Raw genomic sequence first — 18,778 nt, 5'->3', positions numbered from 1 at the left:
TCAACCGACCCGCACCCATCGGGCGACCGAGGGAACCCCGGCGGTGTTCTGGGCGAACATCATGTAGTACCCCGGCGGAAGCAGGTTCGGATTATCGGGGACGTCGACCGAGATCTGGCCGCCCTGGCTGCCGGCCGAGACCGGCAGGTCGACGCTGCGCTGGTTGGGATCGGCCTGGTGGGTGACCGACGCGGGCCGCAGCAGCGTGACCCGGCCGATGTCGCCGTCGACCGTCAGCGCCTGCCGCGAGCCGTAGCCGAACGTGTCGGCCGCCTGGGTGATCGCGGGCCGTTGCCGGTCCATGTACCACGGCCGGTAGACGGAGATCGCCTGGCTGAACGACCCGTCGAGCGGGTTGTTCCCCACCGCCGCGACACTGCCGTCGGGCAGCAGGAACGCCTGCGAGTGGTAGGTCCGGTCCTGGGGGTCCGGCGGGACGGAGGTGAAGGTGTTCGCGACCGGATCGTAGATCGACGCCTCGTGCACCGGGTCGGAGCGCAGGTGCCGTCCGCCGCCGGTCTCCAGGACCTTCCCGTCGGGCAGGATCACGGCGCTGACGTACATCTTCGCCGCGGGCAGATCCGGGCCGGCCTGCCAGTGCGGGTCGGGCTGGCGCAGGTCGATGAGGTCGGTGGCGTCAATGGCGTCGGCCCCGGCGTCGCCGTTGCCACCGCCCAGGGTCAGCACCCGCCCGGCCTGGGCCGGCGGGAGCAGCACCGAGGCGCCCTGGTCGCGCAGGTTCACGTGGCGCAGGCCCGGCACGTCGTTGACCGTCGCCGTGGCCGGGTCGTAGATGTTCGAGCCGGCCTCGGTCGGCGCGTTGCCGAAGGTGTGGACGCCGGCGTAGAACAGCCGCCCGTCCGTCATCAGCTTCAGCTCCGGGTAAAGGCCCCAGAAGAAGTACGTCTGCGGCACCTGGGCGTCGGGGAGCCAGGTCTGCCGGGAGCTGTCGAACATCTCGGTCGCGACGCTGCCGGCCGCGTTCTGGTCCAGGCCGCCCACGGCGAGGACGTTGCCGTCGCCCAGTTCGGTCAGGCTGGGATACCAGTGGCCGCCGCCAGGCAGGTCGTTCGTCGCCGTGTACGTGTCGGCCACGGGATNGAAGACGTAGCTCTTCTCCAGGCCCTTGTAGTTGGCCGTCGCGGTGGAGTAGGCGGCCGTTCCGCCAGCCAGCAGGATTCGACCGTCCGGGAGCTGGACATGGCCGGAGCAGAAAAGGTCATCCGCAACAGGAACATCTTTGAACTGACCCGTATTCGGATTCCAGACGGTGGACTTGAAGGTGTGCGCGTCGAAGGCGGACAGGTCGTTTCCGGAACCGGCGACCAGCAGCACGTTCCCGGTGTGCAGGACGCTGGCGTGGACCGATCGGACGGAGCTCGGATAGCTGAGCGTCTGCCAGGATCCGCCGCAGTCGGAGGCGCAACCACCCGGCGGCGGGGGCGGGACGGGACCGGGGTCGCCGCCGCCGGTGTAGTCGACGCGGATCTGCGCCCCGCCGGCCCGGTCGTAGTACTCGGTGACGATCGTGTGGACGCCCGCGGTCACCGTCGGGGTGGCGGTGAAGGTGGTCGGGCCCTGGTCGTTCCAGCCGTCGATCACCCGGGTGTCGTCGACGTAGACACGCACCCCGTCGTCGGCGGTCGCGGTGATCGTGATCGGGCCGGCGGCGAAGCGGTCGACCCGAGTCCAGCGGGCGGAGAAGGCGTCCGGGCCGATGCCGGCCACGCCCGGACCGCCGTCGCCGTAGTCGTGGTGCAGGCCGGTCTCGCAACGCGCCGGCGTCGGCGTGCCGGCGAGCGTGACGTTGCCGAAGTACTGGGCCGACCATTGCAGGCCGTGGCAGGCGGCCGCGGGTGTGAGGGTGTAGCCGACCCGCGCGGTCGCACCTCCGGTGTGCTCGTAGTACTCGACCCGGATGGCATGGCTGCCGGCGGTGACCTCCGTGCTCGCCGTGTACGTGGTGGGGCCCTGATCACGCCACCGGTCGATGATCGGCTGGTCGTCGAGGTAGACCCGGATCCCGTCGTCGGCGGTGACGGTGAACGCCAGAGTGCCGGCGGCGAAGGTCGCCGTCCGCGTCCACCGGGCGGAGAAGTTGTCGGCGCCGATGCCGGTCAGGCCGGGACCGTCGTCGCCCCAGGCGTAGTCGACGCCCGCCGAGCAGCGGGGCACCCCGGTGCCGCTCAGCGCCCGGTTCGGGAAGTAGGTGCCCGCCCACTCGTCCGCCGCGCAGTCGGGCCCGGCGCCGCCCGGCGCCGCCGGCCCGCCGGTGAGGTCGAACTCGACCATGGCGCCGCCGGCGTTCTGGTAGTACTCGACGACGATCGTGTGGGCGCCCGTGGTCAGGGTGCGGGTGCCGGTGAACGTCTGCGGTCCGTGGTCACCCCAGCCGTCGGCGACGGACTGCCCGTCGATGAGCACCCGGACGCCGTCGTCGCCGGTCACGCTCGCCGTGTAGGAGCCGGCGGCGAGGGTGAACTGGCGGGTCCAGCGCACCGAGTAGCCGGTGGTGCCGATGCCGGTGACGCCGGGGCCGTTCGCCGACCAGTCGAAGTCGATGGCGGCGTCGCAGCGCTGCCCGGCCGGGTCGCCCCCCAGATCGGTCCCGGAGTGGAACTCGGCGTTCCACTGGTCGTCCAAGCAGGTCTGCGCCGACGCCGCCGGCGAGCCCGCGACCAGCAGGACGAGCTGCCCGACGGCCGAGGCCAGCACCACGGCGACCAGGGCCCGGCCGGACCGGGTCGGGCGGGCGAGCCGGCGCGACCGCAGATCACGTGGCCGCAGATCACGTGGCCGCAGATCACGTGGCCGCAGATCACGTGGCCGCATCGGTGGCCTCCTCTCCCGGTACGCCCGCCGGCCAGGACAGGCCACCCGGCCGACTCCCGCCCCGGGCCCGGCCGGACCGGAATGCCCGTGACGGTCCCGCGGTCCCACTCGGGGTCGGCGTGGGTGATCCCGCCGGCCGGCGACGGTAGACCAGTCGCTCCACCACCAGGTAGCGGATGATCACCGCGGCGGCCAGCGACAGCAGGGTCGCCGTGCCGACGCCGAACCCCCACCGGCCGACGAGCAGCGCGAGCAGCGGCAGCCGGACGACGAGGTCGAGGTTGTTGATGATCGCGAACGCCGGGTAGCGGCGGAGCCGGGAGCCGGCCAGGCGGTCCCAGACCAGCAGCTCGCAACCCGCGAAGTTCCAGGCGATCGCGACCTGCGTGGCGAGGATCGCCGCGGCCAGGTAGTGCAGGCCAAGGTGGTGCAGGACGGCGGTGCCGAACAGGTTCGGGACGGTGCCGGACGCCCCGACCAGGGCGAACCGCGCCGGGCGGGGCACCCGCAGCGAGAACAGCCGTCGGACGAACCGCACCCCCTCGGACATCGAGGCGTTCGAGGCACCGGCGTGCCGTTCGGCGAAGGCGTAGCCGACCTCCCGGATGCGCAGCGGGCCGGCGGTGGCCAGCAGCTCCAGCAGGATCTTGTAGCCGTCGGGACGCAGTCCCGCCCGGTCGACCGCGGCCACCCGGACGAGGAAGAAGCCGCTCATCACGTCGGACACCCCGCGCAGCCGCCGCGGGAACGCCAGCCGGCAGAGCAGGTTCGAGCCGGTGGAGACGAGGTGACGGGTGGTGCCGGCGAGACCTGAGGCGCTGCCGCCGGGCGCGTAACGGCTGCCGATGACCACGTCGGCGGCGTCGTGCAGAGCCGCGGCGAGCAGGGCGGGGATCGTCTCCGGCGGATGCTGCAGGTCGCCGTCGATGATCACGGCGTAGGGCGCCGCGCACAGGGCGAATCCCTCGCTGACCGCGCCACCGAGACCGCCCACCCGGTCCCGCGGCGCGCGGTGGTGCACCCGCACCGGCAGGCTCACCGTCGGCCGGACCCGGGCGATCGCCTCGGGTGTTCCGTCGTCGGAGTCGTCGACGAAGATGACCTCGCCGGCGAGGCCCCGCAGCGCCTCATCGAGCCGGCGCAGCAGGGGCTCGATGTTGTGCGCCTCGTTGCGGGTCGGCACCACGACGGACAGCCGCGGGGCCACCGGCACGAGGCGGTGGGCGGTCGTCGGCGGGTCGAGGTCGAGGTCGGGGATGGCGTCGGCGGGCAGGGGCAGGGGCAGGTCAGCCCTGGCTCCGCCCGCCGCCGCCGCGCCGGCCAGGCCGTCCGGTGGGGTGCGGGGTTGGGGCAGGACCGGCCCGCGCAGGAGGCCGGTGAGGTCGTCGGGAAGATCCCCGGTACTCGTCGGCGTCATCGCGGCTGGCCTCCGCCCGGTCCGCACGCCATCAGTCGGTGGATTCTCAGGAGGCGAACCGGCGCCGGCTGGTTCCCGTTCCCGGGGGCGGCCGCCGGCAATGCGACACAGCGTCTGTCGGGCATGGTTGTGGCAAGGAGCATGACGAATTTCCCCCAGCTGGAGCCGAAAAAGAAACAGCGAATCGGGCCATTTTCGTGACACCCCCGGCCCGAATCCGGCCTGACAACTCCCGAGGCCGAGCGAAAAATTACCGTACGGTCGCGACAGGTGGGCACAAGCTCCCACCAGGCACACTCCGAGACACAACCGGCGTCGCTACGAAGCCCGTCGAGCGGCCCAACCAGCACGGAAATCCGCGACATTCTCCGCAGTAATCCTGCGCATCTTTACCGGGTTCGACGACCGCCTTCTCCCGCGACCACGACGGGAACGAAGAACGCTGTTCATCGCATACGTCCGATGCCCGACAAGCAAGCCTATAGCCCGGATAGGGCGAGTCCGGACCGCCGCGTCAGGTGGCGGCGGTCCGGGGCGCGACGGCCGAGGGCGCGACGGCCGAGGGCGCGGCGAGCAGCTCGGCGAGATGGCGGCCGTGCCGGGTGGTGATGTGCGCGGCCTGGGTGCGGCAGGAGAACCCGTCGGCGAGCAGCACCGCGTCGGCGGGTGCTGCCGCGGCCGCTCGGCCGATGCCCCGCTCCGCGATGGCGACGGAGACGTCGTAGTGCCCGGCCTCCATCCCGAAGTTGCCGGCAAGGCCGCAGCAGCCGGCCAGCACCTCCAGCCGGGCGCCGGCCGCTGAGAGCAGGTCGCGGTCGACCGTGAAACCCATCACCGCGTGCTGGTGGCAGTGCGGTTGGGCGAGCACCCGCACCCCGTCGAGGCGCGGCGGCGTCCAGCCGGGGGTGGCCGCCAGCAGCTCGGCGAGCGTGCGGACCCCGCCCGCCAGCAGGGCCGCGGCCGGGTCGTCGGGAAGCAGCTCGGTCAGGTCGCCACGCAGCACCGCGGTGCAGGACGGTTCCAGGCCGACGATGGGCGTGCCCGCTCGGGCGTACGGCGCCAGGCTCGCCACGGTCGCCCGCAGCCGTCGGCGCGCCCCGTCGAGCTGGCCGGTGGTGATCCAGGTCAGCCCGCAGCACGCCGGGCCGGGCGGCACGATCACCCGGTAGCCGGCCGCGGTCAGCACCTCGACCGCCGCGCGGCCGACCTCGGGCGAGAACGACTCGGTGAACGAGTCGATCCAGAGCACCACGTCCCGGTCCCCGCCGTCCGCCGGCGCCGCCCGCCGCCACCAGCGGCTGAACGGTTCGTCCGCGAACGCGGGGACGTCGCGGCGGGGATCCATGCCGCCGAGGCGCAGCAGGGTCCGCCGCGCCGCGGGCCGGGACAACACCGCGTTGACCAGCGCGGGCGCCCGGCCGACGAGGCGGGCCCAGCGCGGCAGCCAGCCGAGGACGTAGTGGCCGACCGGCCGGATCCGGCGGCGGTGCGCCCGGTACAGCACCTCGGACTTGTAGGTCGCCATGTCCACCCCGGCCGCGCAGTCGTGGGCACAGGCCTTGCAGGACAGGCACAGGTCCAGCGCCTCGGCGACCTCCCGGGACGCGGGGCCGCCGCGGACCAGCGTCCCGTTCGCCATCTCCTGCAGCACCCGGGCCCGCCCGCGGGTGGAGTCCTTCTCGTCCCGGGTGGCCAGGAACGACGGGCACATGAACCCGCCCGCCGCCGACGTGTCCGCCCGGCAGGTCCCGAGCCCCACGCAGCGGTGCACGGCCCGCCCGAAGTCCCCCGCGTCGGCGGCGAAGGCGAAGCCACCGGCGCGGGGCAACGGGCGGGNGGCGGGCAGGCGCAGGTCGGCGTCGACGGGCCGGGGCCGGACCAGCACGCCCGGGTTGAGCAGGTCCGCGGGGTCGAAAAGGTGCTTGAACCCGGCGAAGGCGGCGATCGCGGCCGGCGAGTACATCCGCGGCAGCAGCTCGCTGCGGGCGCGGCCGTCGCCGTGCTCGCCCGACAGCGACCCACCGTGCGCGGCGACCAGGTCGGCGGCCTCGCCGAGGAAGGCACGCACCCGGCCGGGCGCTGCCCCGAGCGGCAGGTCGAGCCGGACGTGAACGCAGCCGTCGCCGAAATGACCGTAGGGCACCCCCGCCAGCCGGTGGGCGCGCAGCAGCTCCTCGAAGTCGCGCAGGTAGGCGCCGAGCCGCTCGGGCGGCACGGCGGCGTCCTCCCAGCCGGGCCAGGCCGGCTCGCCGTCGGCGGTCCGCCCGGCCAGCCCCGCGCCGTCCTCCCTGATCCGCCACAACGCGCGGCTCTCGGGCCCGGTCGCCAGCACGCGGACCGCCGCCGTCCCCGCGTCGGCCGCCAACGCCCGGCCGGCCGCCAGGGCCTGCTGTGGAGTGTCCCCACCGACCTCGACGAACAGCCAGCCGGTGCCGGCCGGCAACGCCGGCACCGCGCCCGCCCCCCGGTGGCGGCGGACGATGTCGACCAGCCGGGCGTCCATCCCCTCCATCGCCAGCGGCCCGTGCGCCCGCAGGGGCGGCACCGCGTCCGCGGCGGCCGGCATGTCGGGATAGCCGAGCACCACCATGGCGGTCGCCGGCGGGGGTGCCACCAGCCGCACCGTCGCGCCGAGTACGACCACGCAGGTCCCCTCGGTGCCCACCAGCGCTTTGGCCAGGTCCGCGCCCCGCTCCGGGAGCAGGTGCTCCAGGGAGTAGCCGGACACCTGGCGGCCGAACCGCCCGAGCTCCGTGCGCAGGGTTGCCAGGTTGGCCCGGACGAACGCGTCGAGCCCGGGGACCTCGTCGCGCTCGCCGACGCCGGCACCCGCGCCGACGCGCAGCCGGCGGCCGGTGCCGTCGAGCACATCGAGAGACAGCACGTTGTCCGCGGTGCGACCGTAGGCGATCGCGCGCGAACCGCAGGCGTTGTTGCCGATCATCCCGCCGAGGGTGCAGCGGGCGTGGGTGGACGGGTCCGGGCCGAAGCGCAGGCCATGGCGACCGGCGGCGGCCTGCAGCCGATCGAGGACGACCCCGGGTTGCACGGTGGCGGTGCGTGCGACGGGGTCCAGCGCGACAATGCGGTCGAGGTGCCGGCTGACGTCCACCACGACGCCGGGGCCGACCGCGTTGCCGGCGATCGAGGTGCCGGCGCCGCGGGTCGTCAGCGGGGTGCCGGTGGCCCGGCAGACCTCGGCGACCGTCGCGATGTCGTCGACCTCCCGCGGGAACACCACCACCGCGGGCGGCACCCGGTAGTTCGACGCGTCCGACGAGTACTCCGCCCGCCGCCGCGCGGAGGCGTCGACGATCGACGCGCCCGGCCGCTCGCCCAGCGCCGCCCGCAGCCGGGCGACCAGCTCGGCCCGGTCCGCGCCGCCGGGGTCGGTGGCCGCCGCACGGCCGGCGGCCCGAAACTGTCGGACCCGGGCGAGACGATGCCCCCGTCCCGCCCCTGGCAGCGCCCGATCCCGCGCCCTGTCCCCGTCCCGTGTCACCCCACCATCCTTGCTGCCGGACGGCGCCTCCCGCACGGGATCGGCCCGTTCGCCCGGACCAGCCGATCCGTCCCAGCCACACCGACCCCGGAGGTCACGATTCGCCGGCGGTCCGGACCGGCCGTCCGGACACCGGCGGTCCGGACACCGGCCGTCCGGTCATTCCAGGTCGAGGCCGCCCAGCACCGGCGGGAGCTCGCCGGAGTAGACGACGCTGAGGGAGCGGGTGGCCCGGGTCAGCGCGACGTACAGGTCGGCGAGGCCCCGCGTCGGCTCGGTGAGCAGCGCGGCCGGTTCGACGAGCACCACCGCGTCGAACTCCAGCCCCTTGGTCTCCGCCACGCTGAGCACCGCGACCGGCGCATCCAACGCGTTGCCGGCGGCGCTCGCCGGATCAACCGAGTCCGGGACGACGGCCAGGTCCGGCAGCAGGGCCATCAGCGCGGCCCGCAGGACCAGCACGTCGCGGGGCCGGGCGATCACGGCCACGCGGCCGGTGTCGGCCGCCGCCGCCTCCCGCCTGGCGGCGTGTGCGACGGCGGCCAGCAGCGACGCGGACGGCTCGTTCGCGGGGGACGGCGCGTCCCCCAGCAGCCGCGCGAGCCCGGGGACGTCTTCGACGGCGACCTCGCCGACCCGCACCGCCGTGGGGCGGTGGCCCACCGCGCGGACCGACACCGGCGCGGTCAGGCTCGGGTTCTGCGCGCGCAGGACCTCCGCGGCCACATCCATGATCTCCTGCGGGGTGCGGTAGTTGACGCTGAGCCGCTCCACCGTGAACCGCTCGTCGACCACCGGTGCCAGCAGCTCCGCCCAGCTCGTCGGCGCGCCCGGCCGGGCGGTCTGGGCCAGGTCACCGACGAGGGTGGCCGTCCGCCCGGGGCAGCGGCGCCACAGCAGCCGCCACAGCATCGGGGAGACCTCCTGGGCCTCGTCGACGATCAGATGGCCGAACGCCCAGCCACGGTCGGCGCGGGCGTGCTCGGCGGCGCTGCGCCGCACCCGCGGACCGGACCAGCGGTCGGCGAGCGCCGCCGCGTCGACCTGCCCGTCCAGGCCCAGCATGTCGACCACGCCGCGGGCGTACTCGCGTTCCTCCGCCCGTTCCCGCTCGGCGCGCCGGGCGGCCTCGAGGCCCGCCTCCTCCTCGGGGTCACCGAGCAGTTCGGCCGCCTCGTCGAGCAGCGGCACGTCCGCCGGCGTCCAGCGGCGCTCCCCGCCGGCGCCCCGCCGAGCGGCCGCCAGGTCGGCGCCGACGGTCGGGTCACCGGTCCGTGGGGCCGGAATCCGGCCCGCGTGACCGGCGGGATCCACGCCCGCCCGATCGCCCGCCCGATCGCCCGCCCGGCCACGATCGTCCGGAGGGGCGCCGTTCGGGCCGGCGCCGGCGGCGGTCGGGAGCAGGTTCGCCGCGGCGAACAGGTCGTCGGCATCGTCCTCGTCCGCCGCCCGCGGGCCGGCGACCCCGCCGGACCGGATCATCCGCGGCGCGTCGGCACCGGACAGCGCCCGGCCGGGTCGGGCCAGATCGACGGCCGGGGGCAGATCCTGCAGCAGGGCACGCTCGCCCGGCGTGAGGCGGTTGCCCGCCGCCCGGGCCAGCGCGGCCGAGTCGCTGAACAGGTCGCCGATGAGCTGCTGCGGCGTCAGCAGCGGCCACAGCCCGTCGAGGACCGCCCGGATCTCCTCCTCCGCCCACAGGTCGCGGGTGATCTGCCCGCGCTCGTCGGCGTCGAGCAGGCCGCCGCGGATCTGACGGACCACCTGCGTGGTGAGCTCGGCCAGCAGCTCGCGCAGGAAGACCCGCCGGGCCGAGTTGTGCGGACGGCGGCTGCGGCGGGCCCGGGTGCGGGCACGGGCGACGGTCTCCTGGCCGAGCCGCAGCACGTGGTCGTCATAGTTGATCACCAGCTCCTGCCGGGGCAGGCGCTGGCGGTCCCGCACCGCCCCGGCGACGACCTCGGCCATCCGCGGGTCGCCCTTGAGAGTGGCGACCTCGACCGGTTCGTCGGCGGTGGCGTCGACCCCGGGAAACAGCCGCCCGGGGGTCGCGAAGACCACGCCGGTCTCGCCGAGGGACGGCAGCACCTGGTCGATGTACCGCAGGAACACCGGGCTCGGCCCGACGATCAGCACGCCGGACTGGTCGAGTCGGGCCCGGTCGTTGTAGAGCAGGTAGGCCGCGCGGTGCAGCGCCACCGCCGTCTTGCCGGTCCCCGGACCACCGTCGACGACGAGGATGCCGTTCGCCCGGGCGCGGATGATGCGGTCCTGCTCGGCCTGCAGGGTCGCGATGATGTCGTGCATGCGCCCGGTGCGCGGCGCCGCGAGAGTCTCCAGCAGCATCGAGTCGCCGGACGGCGCCACCGCGCCGTCCGGCGCCGCCCCGAGCGGCCCCAACGGGTCGTCCGCGATCCCGGTGACCTCCCGCCCCCGGGTGCGCAGGTGCCGGCGGCGGACGAGGCCCTGCGGGTCGGCGAGGGTCGCCCGGTAGAAGGCCGTGGCGACGGGGGCGCGCCAGTCGACGAGGATGGGCTCCTGCTCGCTGTCGGACAGGCCGATGCGCCCGATGTAGGTGCGCCGGCCGTCGTCGTGGTCCATCGCGCCGAAGCAGAGCCGGCCCTCGGCGGCGTCGAGGCGGGCGAGCCGGTCGGCGTGCGCCGCGGCGAACACGTCCCGCTCGACGATCGACTGCGGGGTGCCGGTGCCGACGTCGAGCAGCACCCCGCGTAGCTGCTCCCGGGTGATCTCCCGGACCTCGTCCAGGCGGGTGTACAGCGTGTCCAGGTATGCCTGTTCGCGGGCGCGCTCGACATCCTGCATGGTCTGCACCGGCGCTCCTCCCGGTCGGAATCGGGTTCGATGGCTGGTCGGCTCGGGGGCCCCGCCGGCGGGTCGGCCCGCGGCGGCACACCGCTGCGCCGACCTGCCCGCGGCGTCCCGGCGAGGCTCGACGCCCGGTGCGGGGACCGCCCCGGCAGCCGATCCGGCCACGCCGCCGCGGACGGCGACCGCCGGTCGGCCGACCGCTGACCGCGGCCCGACCTGGCTACCTGCCGGGCGCGGACCGGTGATCCAGGAAGGTAACAGCACCTTCCCCGCGAACCTTCCCGGCCCGCCGCGGAGCCCACTCGAACACGACCGGGCGGATCGGGCGGATCGGGCGGGCAGACGACCACGACGGCGACAGCGTCCCGAAACCGTACCCGGGCCACGGTGGCTGCAACGCCGCGCCGACGCGTGTTCCAGGTTACGGACGTCGGCCCCGGACGTCCCGCCACCCATCCGTCTGGGCTGCGCCAAACGGGGGTCAGGAGTGGTCGGAGGCCGACTCGCGCAGGTCGCCGATGTCGCGCTCCTGCCGCACCCGGACCAGCGCGGCGACCAGCCGGGGCAGGTCGCCGCGGTCGGCCAGGTCCAGGAACAGCTGCGGGCTGGTCGGCAGCCCGAGCTCGCCGGCGGTGCGGCGCACCCGTTCGTCGAGGTAGGGGACGAGCTCGTCCCAGCCGGCCTGGGCCTCGCTCAGGAAGATGTCGGCCCCCACCGGGCCGATGCCCTTGATCTTCTGTAGCAGCGCGCGCTCGCGGTCCGGGGAGTGGTCCGCGGCCTCGCGCAGGTGCCGGATGTCGCCGTCGTAGGTGTCCGACAGGTAGCCGCTGGCGTCCCCGAGCTGACGGGAGGCGCTCTCGTCGTAGCGGGCGTAGCCGTTGCGGTGCAGGACCCCCGTGCGTTCCTCCCGGGTCGCCTCGGCCATCGACGCGGCATCGGTCCAGCCCGCGTCCATGAGCGCGCAGGTGGCCTGGACCGCCGCCGCGGTCCGGATGCGGGCGCTGGCGAGCAGGGCGAAGACGGTCAGCCGGAACATCGCCTCGGCGGTGTCGGCCGGCACGTCGGCGCCGATCTCGTCGGCGTACGTCCGCCCGTGGCGGGCGAGCAGCTCGGCGACCACCGCCTCAGGGTCAGTTCCAACCATGCACAGGAACTACCCGTGCTCCCCCGCGCCCACTCCGGCGCTGCCGGCCGGTGGCCACCCGCTGCCACCTGGGGGAACGATTCGTCGGCTTTCTGTCGGTACCAGCAGTGCAGGTGAGGTGCGGGACACGTGCCACTCGACTCCCTCGGCCCGGCCGTCGGTCCCGACCCGTGGGTTCCGGTCGGCGCATGCCCCGAACGCGACCGTCCCTCAGGCTGGGGGTAGATACTTGAGGAGAAGGGAGGCTGACATGCCCACCGATGCAGAGCGGTCCGCATCGCTGCCGTTGTCGCCCGGCCTGGCCCGAGAGGTGGTCGCGGCGGCCGCTGCGGCGCCCTCCATCCACAACACCCAGCCCTGGCTGTGGCGGCTCGAAGCGGACGGGCTCACCCTCCTCGCCGACAGCTCCCGCCAGCTCGACATCGCCGACCCCGAGGGGCGGCAGCTCCTGCTGAGCTGTGGCGCGGCGCTGTGCAACGCCCTGCTGGCGCTGCGGGTCCGCGGCCTGGAACCGGCCGTCGAGCTCCTACCGGACGGCGACGACTTCCGCTCGAAGCCCCTGGCCACCGTCACGGTCGTCGGGCAGCGGCCAGCGGACGACACCGAGCGGGCCCTCGTCGAGGCCATCCCCCGCCGGCACACCGACCGCCGCCCCTTCGCCGAGCGCCCGTTGTCCGACGAGGCCGTCGCCCGGCTGCGCGAGGCGGCCGAGGCGCACGGCGCCTGGCTCACCGCGCCGACCGATCCGGACCTGCGGGTCCAGGTCAGCGTCCTGCTCTCGCGGGCGGACTGGATCGAGGTGCACAACGACGACTACCGCAAGGAGCTGGCGTCGTGGAGCCGGACGGCGCCGGCCGCCGACGGCATTCCCCGCAGCGCGGTCGTCCACTCCGACGCGCCTCGCCAGTCCGAGTTCCCGATGCGTGACCTCGACGTGGTCGGCCAGGCCGGCACGCTGCTGCAGGAGCACGACGTGGAGCGTCCCGGCATCCTGCTGATCGGCACCGAGGCGGACACCACCGCCGACCGGCTGCGGGCCGGCGAGGCGATGCAGCGGGTGCTGCTCACCGCGACGGCGCTCAACCTCGCGACGTCGCCCATGTCGCAGGCGATCGACGTCGAGGGCATGCGCGAGCAGTTCCGCGCGGCCACCGGCGGGCTGGGGCACGTCCAGATGATCCTGCGAGCCGGCTACCTGGCATCGGGTACCGAGCCGCTCGACCCGACCCCGCGGCGGCGGGTCGACGACGTCCTCGACGTCGCCGGCTCCGACGAGCGCACCTGACGCGGCGCCGATGAGCGGGGGGTTCGGGCTCGACCTGAGCGACGAGCAGCGGGAGCTGCGTTCCTGGGTGCACGGCTTCGCCGCCGACGTGGTCCGCCCCGCGGCGTCGGACTGGGACGAGCGCGAGCAGACGCCGTGGCCGATCATCCAGGAGGCGGCGAAGATCGGTCTGTACGACTTCGACGCCCTGGCCACGCTGTGGGCGGATCCCACCGGTCTGTCGCTGCCGCTGCTGTCCGAGGAGCTGTTCTGGGGCGACGCCGGGATCGGCATGTCGATCATGGGCACGACACTCGGTGTCGCCGGCATCGTCTCCGCCGGCACCCCGGAGCAGATCGGCGAGTGGGCGCCGCAGTGCTTCGGCGACGCGAGCGACCCGAAGGTGGCGGCGTTCTGCGTCTCGGAGCCGGGCGCCGGCTCGGACGTGTCGGCCATGCGGGTGCGGGCCCGCCACGACCCCGCCACCGACGAATGGATCCTGAGCGGCCAGAAGGCGTGGATCACCAACGGCGGCATCGCCGCCGTCCACGTCGTCGTCGCCTCGGTGGACCCGGAGCTGGGCTCGCGCGGCCAGGCGGCGTTCGTCGTCCCGCCGGGCACGCCCGGGCTCACCGCGTCCCGCAAGATCCGCAAACTGGGCCTGCGGGCCTCGCATACCGCGGACGTGTTCCTCGACGACGTGCGCGTCCCGGGGCGCTGCCTGCTCGGCGGCCGGGAGCGGCTCGACGAGCGCCTCGCCGCCGCCCGTGCCGGCCGGCGCGCCTCCGGCCAGGCGGCGCTGGCGACCTTCGAGGTCACCCGGCCGATCGTCGGCGCCCAGGCCATCGGCATCGCGCGCGCCGCGTACGAGTACGCCCTGGACTATGCCCGCGGGCGTGAGCAGTTCGGCCGGCCGATCATCACCAACCAGGCGATCGCCTTCGCGCTCGCCGACATGCGGATGGAGATCGACGCGGCCCGGCTGCTCATCTGGCGGGCCGCCTGGATGGGCCACAGCGGCCGGCCGTTCGAGGCCGGCGAGGGCTCGATGAGCAAGCTGAAGGCCAGCGAGGTCGCGGTGTGGGCGACGGAGAAGGCGGTGCAGATCCTCGGTGGCGCCGGCTACAGCCGCGACCATCCCGTCGAGCGGATGTTCCGCGACTCCAAGATCTACACGATCTTCGAGGGCACGTCGGAGATCCAGCGGCTCGTCATCGCCCGGGCGATCTCCGGCCTGCACATCGCCTGACCTCGCATCGGGGTCATTTCTCCGAAAGCCGCCGAGATACGGGGTCTGCACGGTCACGTGGCGGTTTGATCGGACCAGACCGGGTCGCTCACGGCGGCGCCCGACGTTCGGGGGCGTCACTGGCCCGCCGGCGGCGGCCCGGTCCCGACTCGGGGGGTCCCGGGGGCGCCGACCACCGCGGTGTCCCCGGGGACACCGGGGAGATCGGGGGCCACCGCCGCCCGGGAACATCGCCGCCCGGGAACATCGCCGCCCGGGAACATCGCCGCCCGGGGACATCGCCGCCCGGGATCGTCATCGTGCTCCGCCTTGTCCGGCTCATCCGGAGGCTTTCGTGTCGGGTTTATCCCTCTGGACAGGCAGGGCGGACGGCCGCTGCGGCTTCGGCCTGGGCTTCGCGGTTTGAGCAGGGTGGTCAGGGAGTCGTGGGGCCGGGGGCGCTGACGTAGGCGACACTGGCGTAGCTGTCGGCGGGGCGCCCGGCGGCGTCGACGCAGCGCACGGCCACCGTGACGGCCGTGGGCGCGCCGGCGGCGACCGGGAGTTCGTTCGCAGCGCAGCGAGCGGTGGGCTCGCCGTAGGGGGTCACCTGAAGCGCATGCGGGGTCCGCGAGACTCCGGGGAAGATCACCCGGTAGCGGCCGACCCCGACCCGACTGATCTGGTTCGTGGCCCCGGTGCTGTTCGCCGAGTACCAGGCCCAGGCGTTCACCGGCGGGCCCGGCGGGACCTGTTGGATCGGCCCGCCCGGGCGGAGGACACCGGTGAACGCGTGGCCGAAGCTGGCCGCGCCGGTCGGGATGAGCGCGTGGCCGCTGGTGTAGAGCAGCACGAACGGGCTGTCCGTCCAGACCGACCCACGCGCGCAGCCGACGAACACCGACTGGCGGTCCTTCTTCACCACCCGGCCAAGGGCGTTGCACCCGACGGGACCATCGCCAATCGCGTTGACCTGGAGGTTGTTGCCGTTCTTCGCGAACGCAGGCCCGGTCAGGTCGATCGTGTAGTGCCCGGCGCCGACCCGGTGGACCTCGATCGTGCCCGGCCCGCTGACGCTGTAGGCGTTCGTCGGGCGGGAGGTGGCGGCCGACGCGGCGTCGGACCGGAGGTAGGCGTACGCCCCGCCCGACGACGGCGACGGGGACGCGGTGACCGGGGACGCGGTGACCGGGGACAGGGTGCCCGGGGACGCGGGCGGGGTCGAGGTCAGGGACGCGGTGTCCGGCACCTGGGTGAACAGCGCGCTGAAGGCGGAATCGACCGGCGCCCCCGCGGCGTCGCGGCAGGTCAGGTCGACCTGCTCGTCCCGGCCAGCGGCGCCCCAGCCCACGACGTGGCAGGAGACGACCGGCGCGGTGGTCTCGACAACGGCCGCGGCCGGGTCCAGCGCGGTCACGATCGCGGCGCCGCGCCCGGCGGCCACGGCGATGCCGGGGAAGGTGACACGGTAGCCGCCCGGCTGCCGCCGCACGACCGTGACCTGCGCGGCAGCGCTGCTCGACCCGCCGGCGGTGCGCCAGCTCCCCGCACTCTGCGCCGCCGGGATCGCCGTGGGAGCGCTCCCTGAGCTGCCGGTCGCGGTGACGCTGGCGAATCCCCACACCGGCGCCGCCGTCGCCCCGGGGCCGCCGGTCGGCGTGGCCGAGCGGGCGGCCCCGCCGTCGCCGCGGTGGTCGCCGTCCGAGCAGGCGGCCAGGGCCAGCAGCGCCGCCGCGCAGCCCAGCGCGCCGGTAACCCGGGCGACGCGGCCGGCCGTCCTCGCCATACGGTGCCTTTCCCTCATGTCCAGATCTCGCCCTCGCGTCAAGATCTCGTTGCCACGACAGTGACACATCCGGGGCGCGGAGAGCCGTCCGAGACCGGTGCGAACCCTGTCAATCCGCTGACAACCAGTCCGTAAGGGGAGTCGGAGCCCCGACAGTCCTGCAACAGGGGACACTCACCTAAGATTTTCCCACGTGATCCGCCGTGCCGGCGGGTCGGGGACACCATGATCGATCAAGGGTCGGTGCGCGACACCGGCGGGCCCGCGCCCAGCGCGTCGCCCCGCCCGGACCGCGGTCGACACGCGGCAGGCAGGGGTACAGGTCGATGGCGTCATCGGATGCTGATGTGGCGGCGCGCGCCGTTCCGCTCGGCCCGGACGACCCCCGCGAGCTCGGCTCGTACACGCTGCTGGGCAAGCTCGGCCAGGGCGGCATGGGCATGGTCTACCTGGGACGCTCGGAGAAGGGCCGGCTCGTCGCGATCAAGGTGATCCGGACGGAGGCGGTCGGCAACCCCGAGTTCCGGGCCCGGTTCCGGCTGGAGGCGGAGACGGCCCGGCGCGTCGCCCGGGTCTGCACCGCCGAGGTCCTCGACGCCGACCCCGACGCCGAATGGCCCTACCTCGTCACCGAGTTCATCGAGGGCGAGACGCTGGCGCGCTACGTCCAGCGCAACGGCCCGCTCGCCGACGCCAACCTGGAGCAGCTCGCGGTCGGCGTCGCCGCGGCGCTGACCGCCATCCACAGCGCCGGGATCGTGCACCGCGACCTCAAGCCGGCCAACGTCATCCTCTCCCCCTTCGGCCCCCGGGTGATCGACTTCGGGATCGCCCGGGCCGTGGACGCCGGCAGCGGCCTGACCGGCGACCTGCAGCAGCTCGGCACGCCCGCGTTCATGTCCCCCGAGCAGATCGAGAGCCAGCCGATCACCTCCGCGGTGGACATCTGGGCGTGGGGCGGCCTGGTCGCCTTCGCCGCCACCGGGCACTACCCGTTCGGCGACGCCTCCGCCCAGGTGCTGCTCTACCGGGCGCTGCACGAGGAGCCGCGCCTCGACGACGTCGACCCGGCCCTGCGCCCGATCGTCTGGCTCGCCATGCGCAAGGACCCGACCACCCGGCCGAGCGCGCAGCAGCTCATGCTGCGCCTGCTCGGCGACCCCGCCGGCACCGGACCGGACGCCGCCGCCGCGGTCGACCCGCAGGACGTCACCAACGTCCTGCAGGGCTGGAACCTGCCCGCCCCCGGCGCCACCGGCCCGGGCACGGGAAACCCGACCGCAGGCGCGGTGGGCACCGGACCGGCGGCGGACGTCGGCGGGCGCGGGGTAGCCGCCGCGGCGGCGAGGGCAGGGACGGCGGGAGCGGGGGCGGGTGCCGCCGGGTACACCGCCGACCCCGACGCCCCGACCCGGCTGCCGACCGGCCTCGGCGCTCCGGCGCAGCCGCGGCCGGCGGGCGACGGGACCGTCGCCGGCCAGTCCCCCACCCGGGTCGGCGCCGAGCCGGGTGGCCCCTCCTGGCCGGGTGGGCCCGGTGGGAGTGGCGGGATCGGCGGGAGCGGCGGTCCTGGTGCGCCGCCCGGTGCGGGCGCCCGCAGCCGTGGGAACCGCGTGCCGCTGCTCGTCGGCGGCGGCGTGGTCGTGGTCGGCGCGATCCTTGCCGGCATCCTCGCCCTGAGCTCCGGCGGCGACGACAAAGCCAACGACTCCGGCGCCCAGGTGAAGCCGGCTACCGGCACGACAGCGCCGGCGCAGCCCGCGGCGTTCACGCTGCCCCGCTCGGCCGAGCCGCTGAGCCGCGACACCCTCGTCTACGCCTCCAACCGCAACGGCAACTACGACCTGTTCCGGGGCGACGTCACCGGCGACGGCGGCCTCCAGAACGACAAGCCGCTGCTCACCGGCCCGGACAACGACATGCTGCCGGCGATCTCCGGTGACCGGAAGACGGTCGTCTTCTTCAAGAAGGGCAGCCCGAACACGCTGCAGGCGATCGCCGCCGACGGCACCGGCAAGCCCGTGCAACTGTTCACCTCCGGCCCGGCAGCGAAGCTGACGATCGCCAACGACGCCCGGCCGTCCCTCTCCCCGGACAGCAACTTCCTGGTCGTCCGCTCGAGCACCGACGGGACCGGCGCGCCGAACCTCGGCCTGTACGTGGTCAAGTTGGATGGCTCGAGCGTCCAACGACTCAACGCGAAGCCGCAGGCGACCGACCCGGCCTGGTCGCCGGACAGCGAGCGGATCGCCTACTGGTCCAACAAGACCGGTGGCGACCGCGGGTTCATCGTGGTGATCCCGGTGCAGCCCAACGCCGAGGCGACGCCGGTCATCAACGACACGCTCACCACGGACTCCGACCCGGTCTGGTCACCGGACAGCGACAAGATCGCGTTCACCCGGCGGCAGAACGGCGACCTGGAGATCTTCGAGATGAACTCGGACGGCTCCGACGTCCGCCAGCTCACCCACGCGCGCGGCGACGACCAGGACCCCGCCTTCGGCCCCGACGGCCGCATCGTCTTCTCCGGCCAGCGCGACCCCACCAACCCCAACGCCCGCCAGCTCTTCATCCTCAACCCGAACGACCCCACCGCCGGCGACCGCCAGCTCACCACCCTCGGCGGCTTCAACGGCCACGCCCGCTGGAACGCCGGCTGACCGACGCCGGCCTGACCCAGTCCCACTTGCCGGACGGCAAGGTCGCGCCGGCGTAGTCGGCGGCAGGGGCCTGGGCGCGGGCCTGCCGGCCGGCGTCAGGCCCGGCGTCAGGC

General features: G+C 74.6%; 10 protein-coding genes and 1 pseudogene. 3 read left to right on the top strand and 8 right to left on the bottom strand.

The window, feature by feature from the left end; all coding sequences use genetic code 11:
* From UK82_RS36595 to UK82_RS08310, 7 genes and pseudogenes are all read right to left on the bottom strand, one after another.
* Positions 1-303, bottom strand: coding sequence for a galactose oxidase early set domain-containing protein (locus UK82_RS36595; protein ID WP_236705673.1), 303 nt, complete (start codon positions 301-303; stop codon positions 1-3).
* Between the two features lie 798 nt (positions 304-1,101).
* Positions 1,102-2,832 (bottom strand): PA14 domain-containing protein (locus tag UK82_RS36590; protein WP_236705656.1); only part of this gene is annotated, 1,731 nt, incomplete at its 3' end.
* Positions 2,819-4,249: a glycosyltransferase family 2 protein gene (locus UK82_RS08325; protein ID WP_055406803.1), complete on the bottom strand. Its 1,431-nt coding sequence runs from the start codon at positions 4,247-4,249 to the stop codon at positions 2,819-2,821. The genes UK82_RS08325 and UK82_RS36590, both read right to left, overlap by 14 nt.
* A 514-nt stretch (positions 4,250-4,763) precedes the next feature.
* A pseudogene (locus tag UK82_RS36585) lies at positions 4,764-6,085 on the bottom strand ((Fe-S)-binding protein); the annotation flags it as partial.
* Between the two features lies 1 nt (position 6,086).
* Positions 6,087-7,751 (bottom strand): FAD-binding oxidoreductase (locus UK82_RS36580; protein ID WP_236705655.1); only part of this gene is annotated, 1,665 nt, incomplete at its 3' end.
* A 159-nt stretch (positions 7,752-7,910) separates the two neighbouring features.
* Entirely contained in the window at positions 7,911-10,583 is a 2,673-nt protein-coding gene (locus UK82_RS08315) for an ATP-binding domain-containing protein (RefSeq protein ID WP_055406801.1), read from the bottom strand.
* Positions 10,584-11,061: 478 nt separating this feature from the next.
* Positions 11,062-11,724: a hypothetical protein gene (locus UK82_RS08310; RefSeq protein ID WP_044884329.1), complete on the bottom strand. Its 663-nt coding sequence runs from the start codon at positions 11,722-11,724 to the stop codon at positions 11,062-11,064.
* A 250-nt stretch (positions 11,725-11,974) separates the two neighbouring features.
* Between UK82_RS08310 and UK82_RS08305 the strand changes: the two genes are divergently transcribed.
* Complete coding sequence (locus UK82_RS08305) at positions 11,975-13,009, top strand: Acg family FMN-binding oxidoreductase (protein WP_044884330.1); 1,035 nt, start codon at positions 11,975-11,977, stop codon at positions 13,007-13,009.
* A gap of 10 nt (positions 13,010-13,019) precedes the next feature.
* Positions 13,020-14,237, top strand: a complete 1,218-nt coding sequence (locus UK82_RS08300; RefSeq protein WP_044884331.1) for an acyl-CoA dehydrogenase family protein — start codon at positions 13,020-13,022, stop codon at positions 14,235-14,237.
* A gap of 415 nt (positions 14,238-14,652) precedes the next feature.
* On the opposite strand, the gene UK82_RS08295 is transcribed toward UK82_RS08300, so the two are convergent.
* On the bottom strand, positions 14,653-16,002 hold the full coding sequence (locus UK82_RS08295) for a hypothetical protein (RefSeq protein WP_055406800.1): 1,350 nt from the start codon (positions 16,000-16,002) through the stop codon (positions 14,653-14,655).
* A gap of 326 nt (positions 16,003-16,328) precedes the next feature.
* Between UK82_RS08295 and UK82_RS08290 the strand changes: the two genes are divergently transcribed.
* Positions 16,329-18,665 (top strand): protein kinase domain-containing protein, encoded by a 2,337-nt coding sequence (locus UK82_RS08290; RefSeq protein WP_044884333.1) that lies wholly within the window; start codon positions 16,329-16,331, stop codon positions 18,663-18,665.
* Positions 18,666-18,778: the final 113 nt, after the last annotated feature.

Origin of the sequence: Frankia sp. ACN1ag (assembly GCF_001414035.1) — a bacterium.
Lineage (GTDB): Bacteria > Actinomycetota > Actinomycetes > Frankiales > Frankiaceae > Frankia > Frankia torreyi.
The sequence above is the reverse complement of the archived record's forward strand: the minus strand, read 5'-3'. Positions and strand labels throughout refer to the sequence as shown.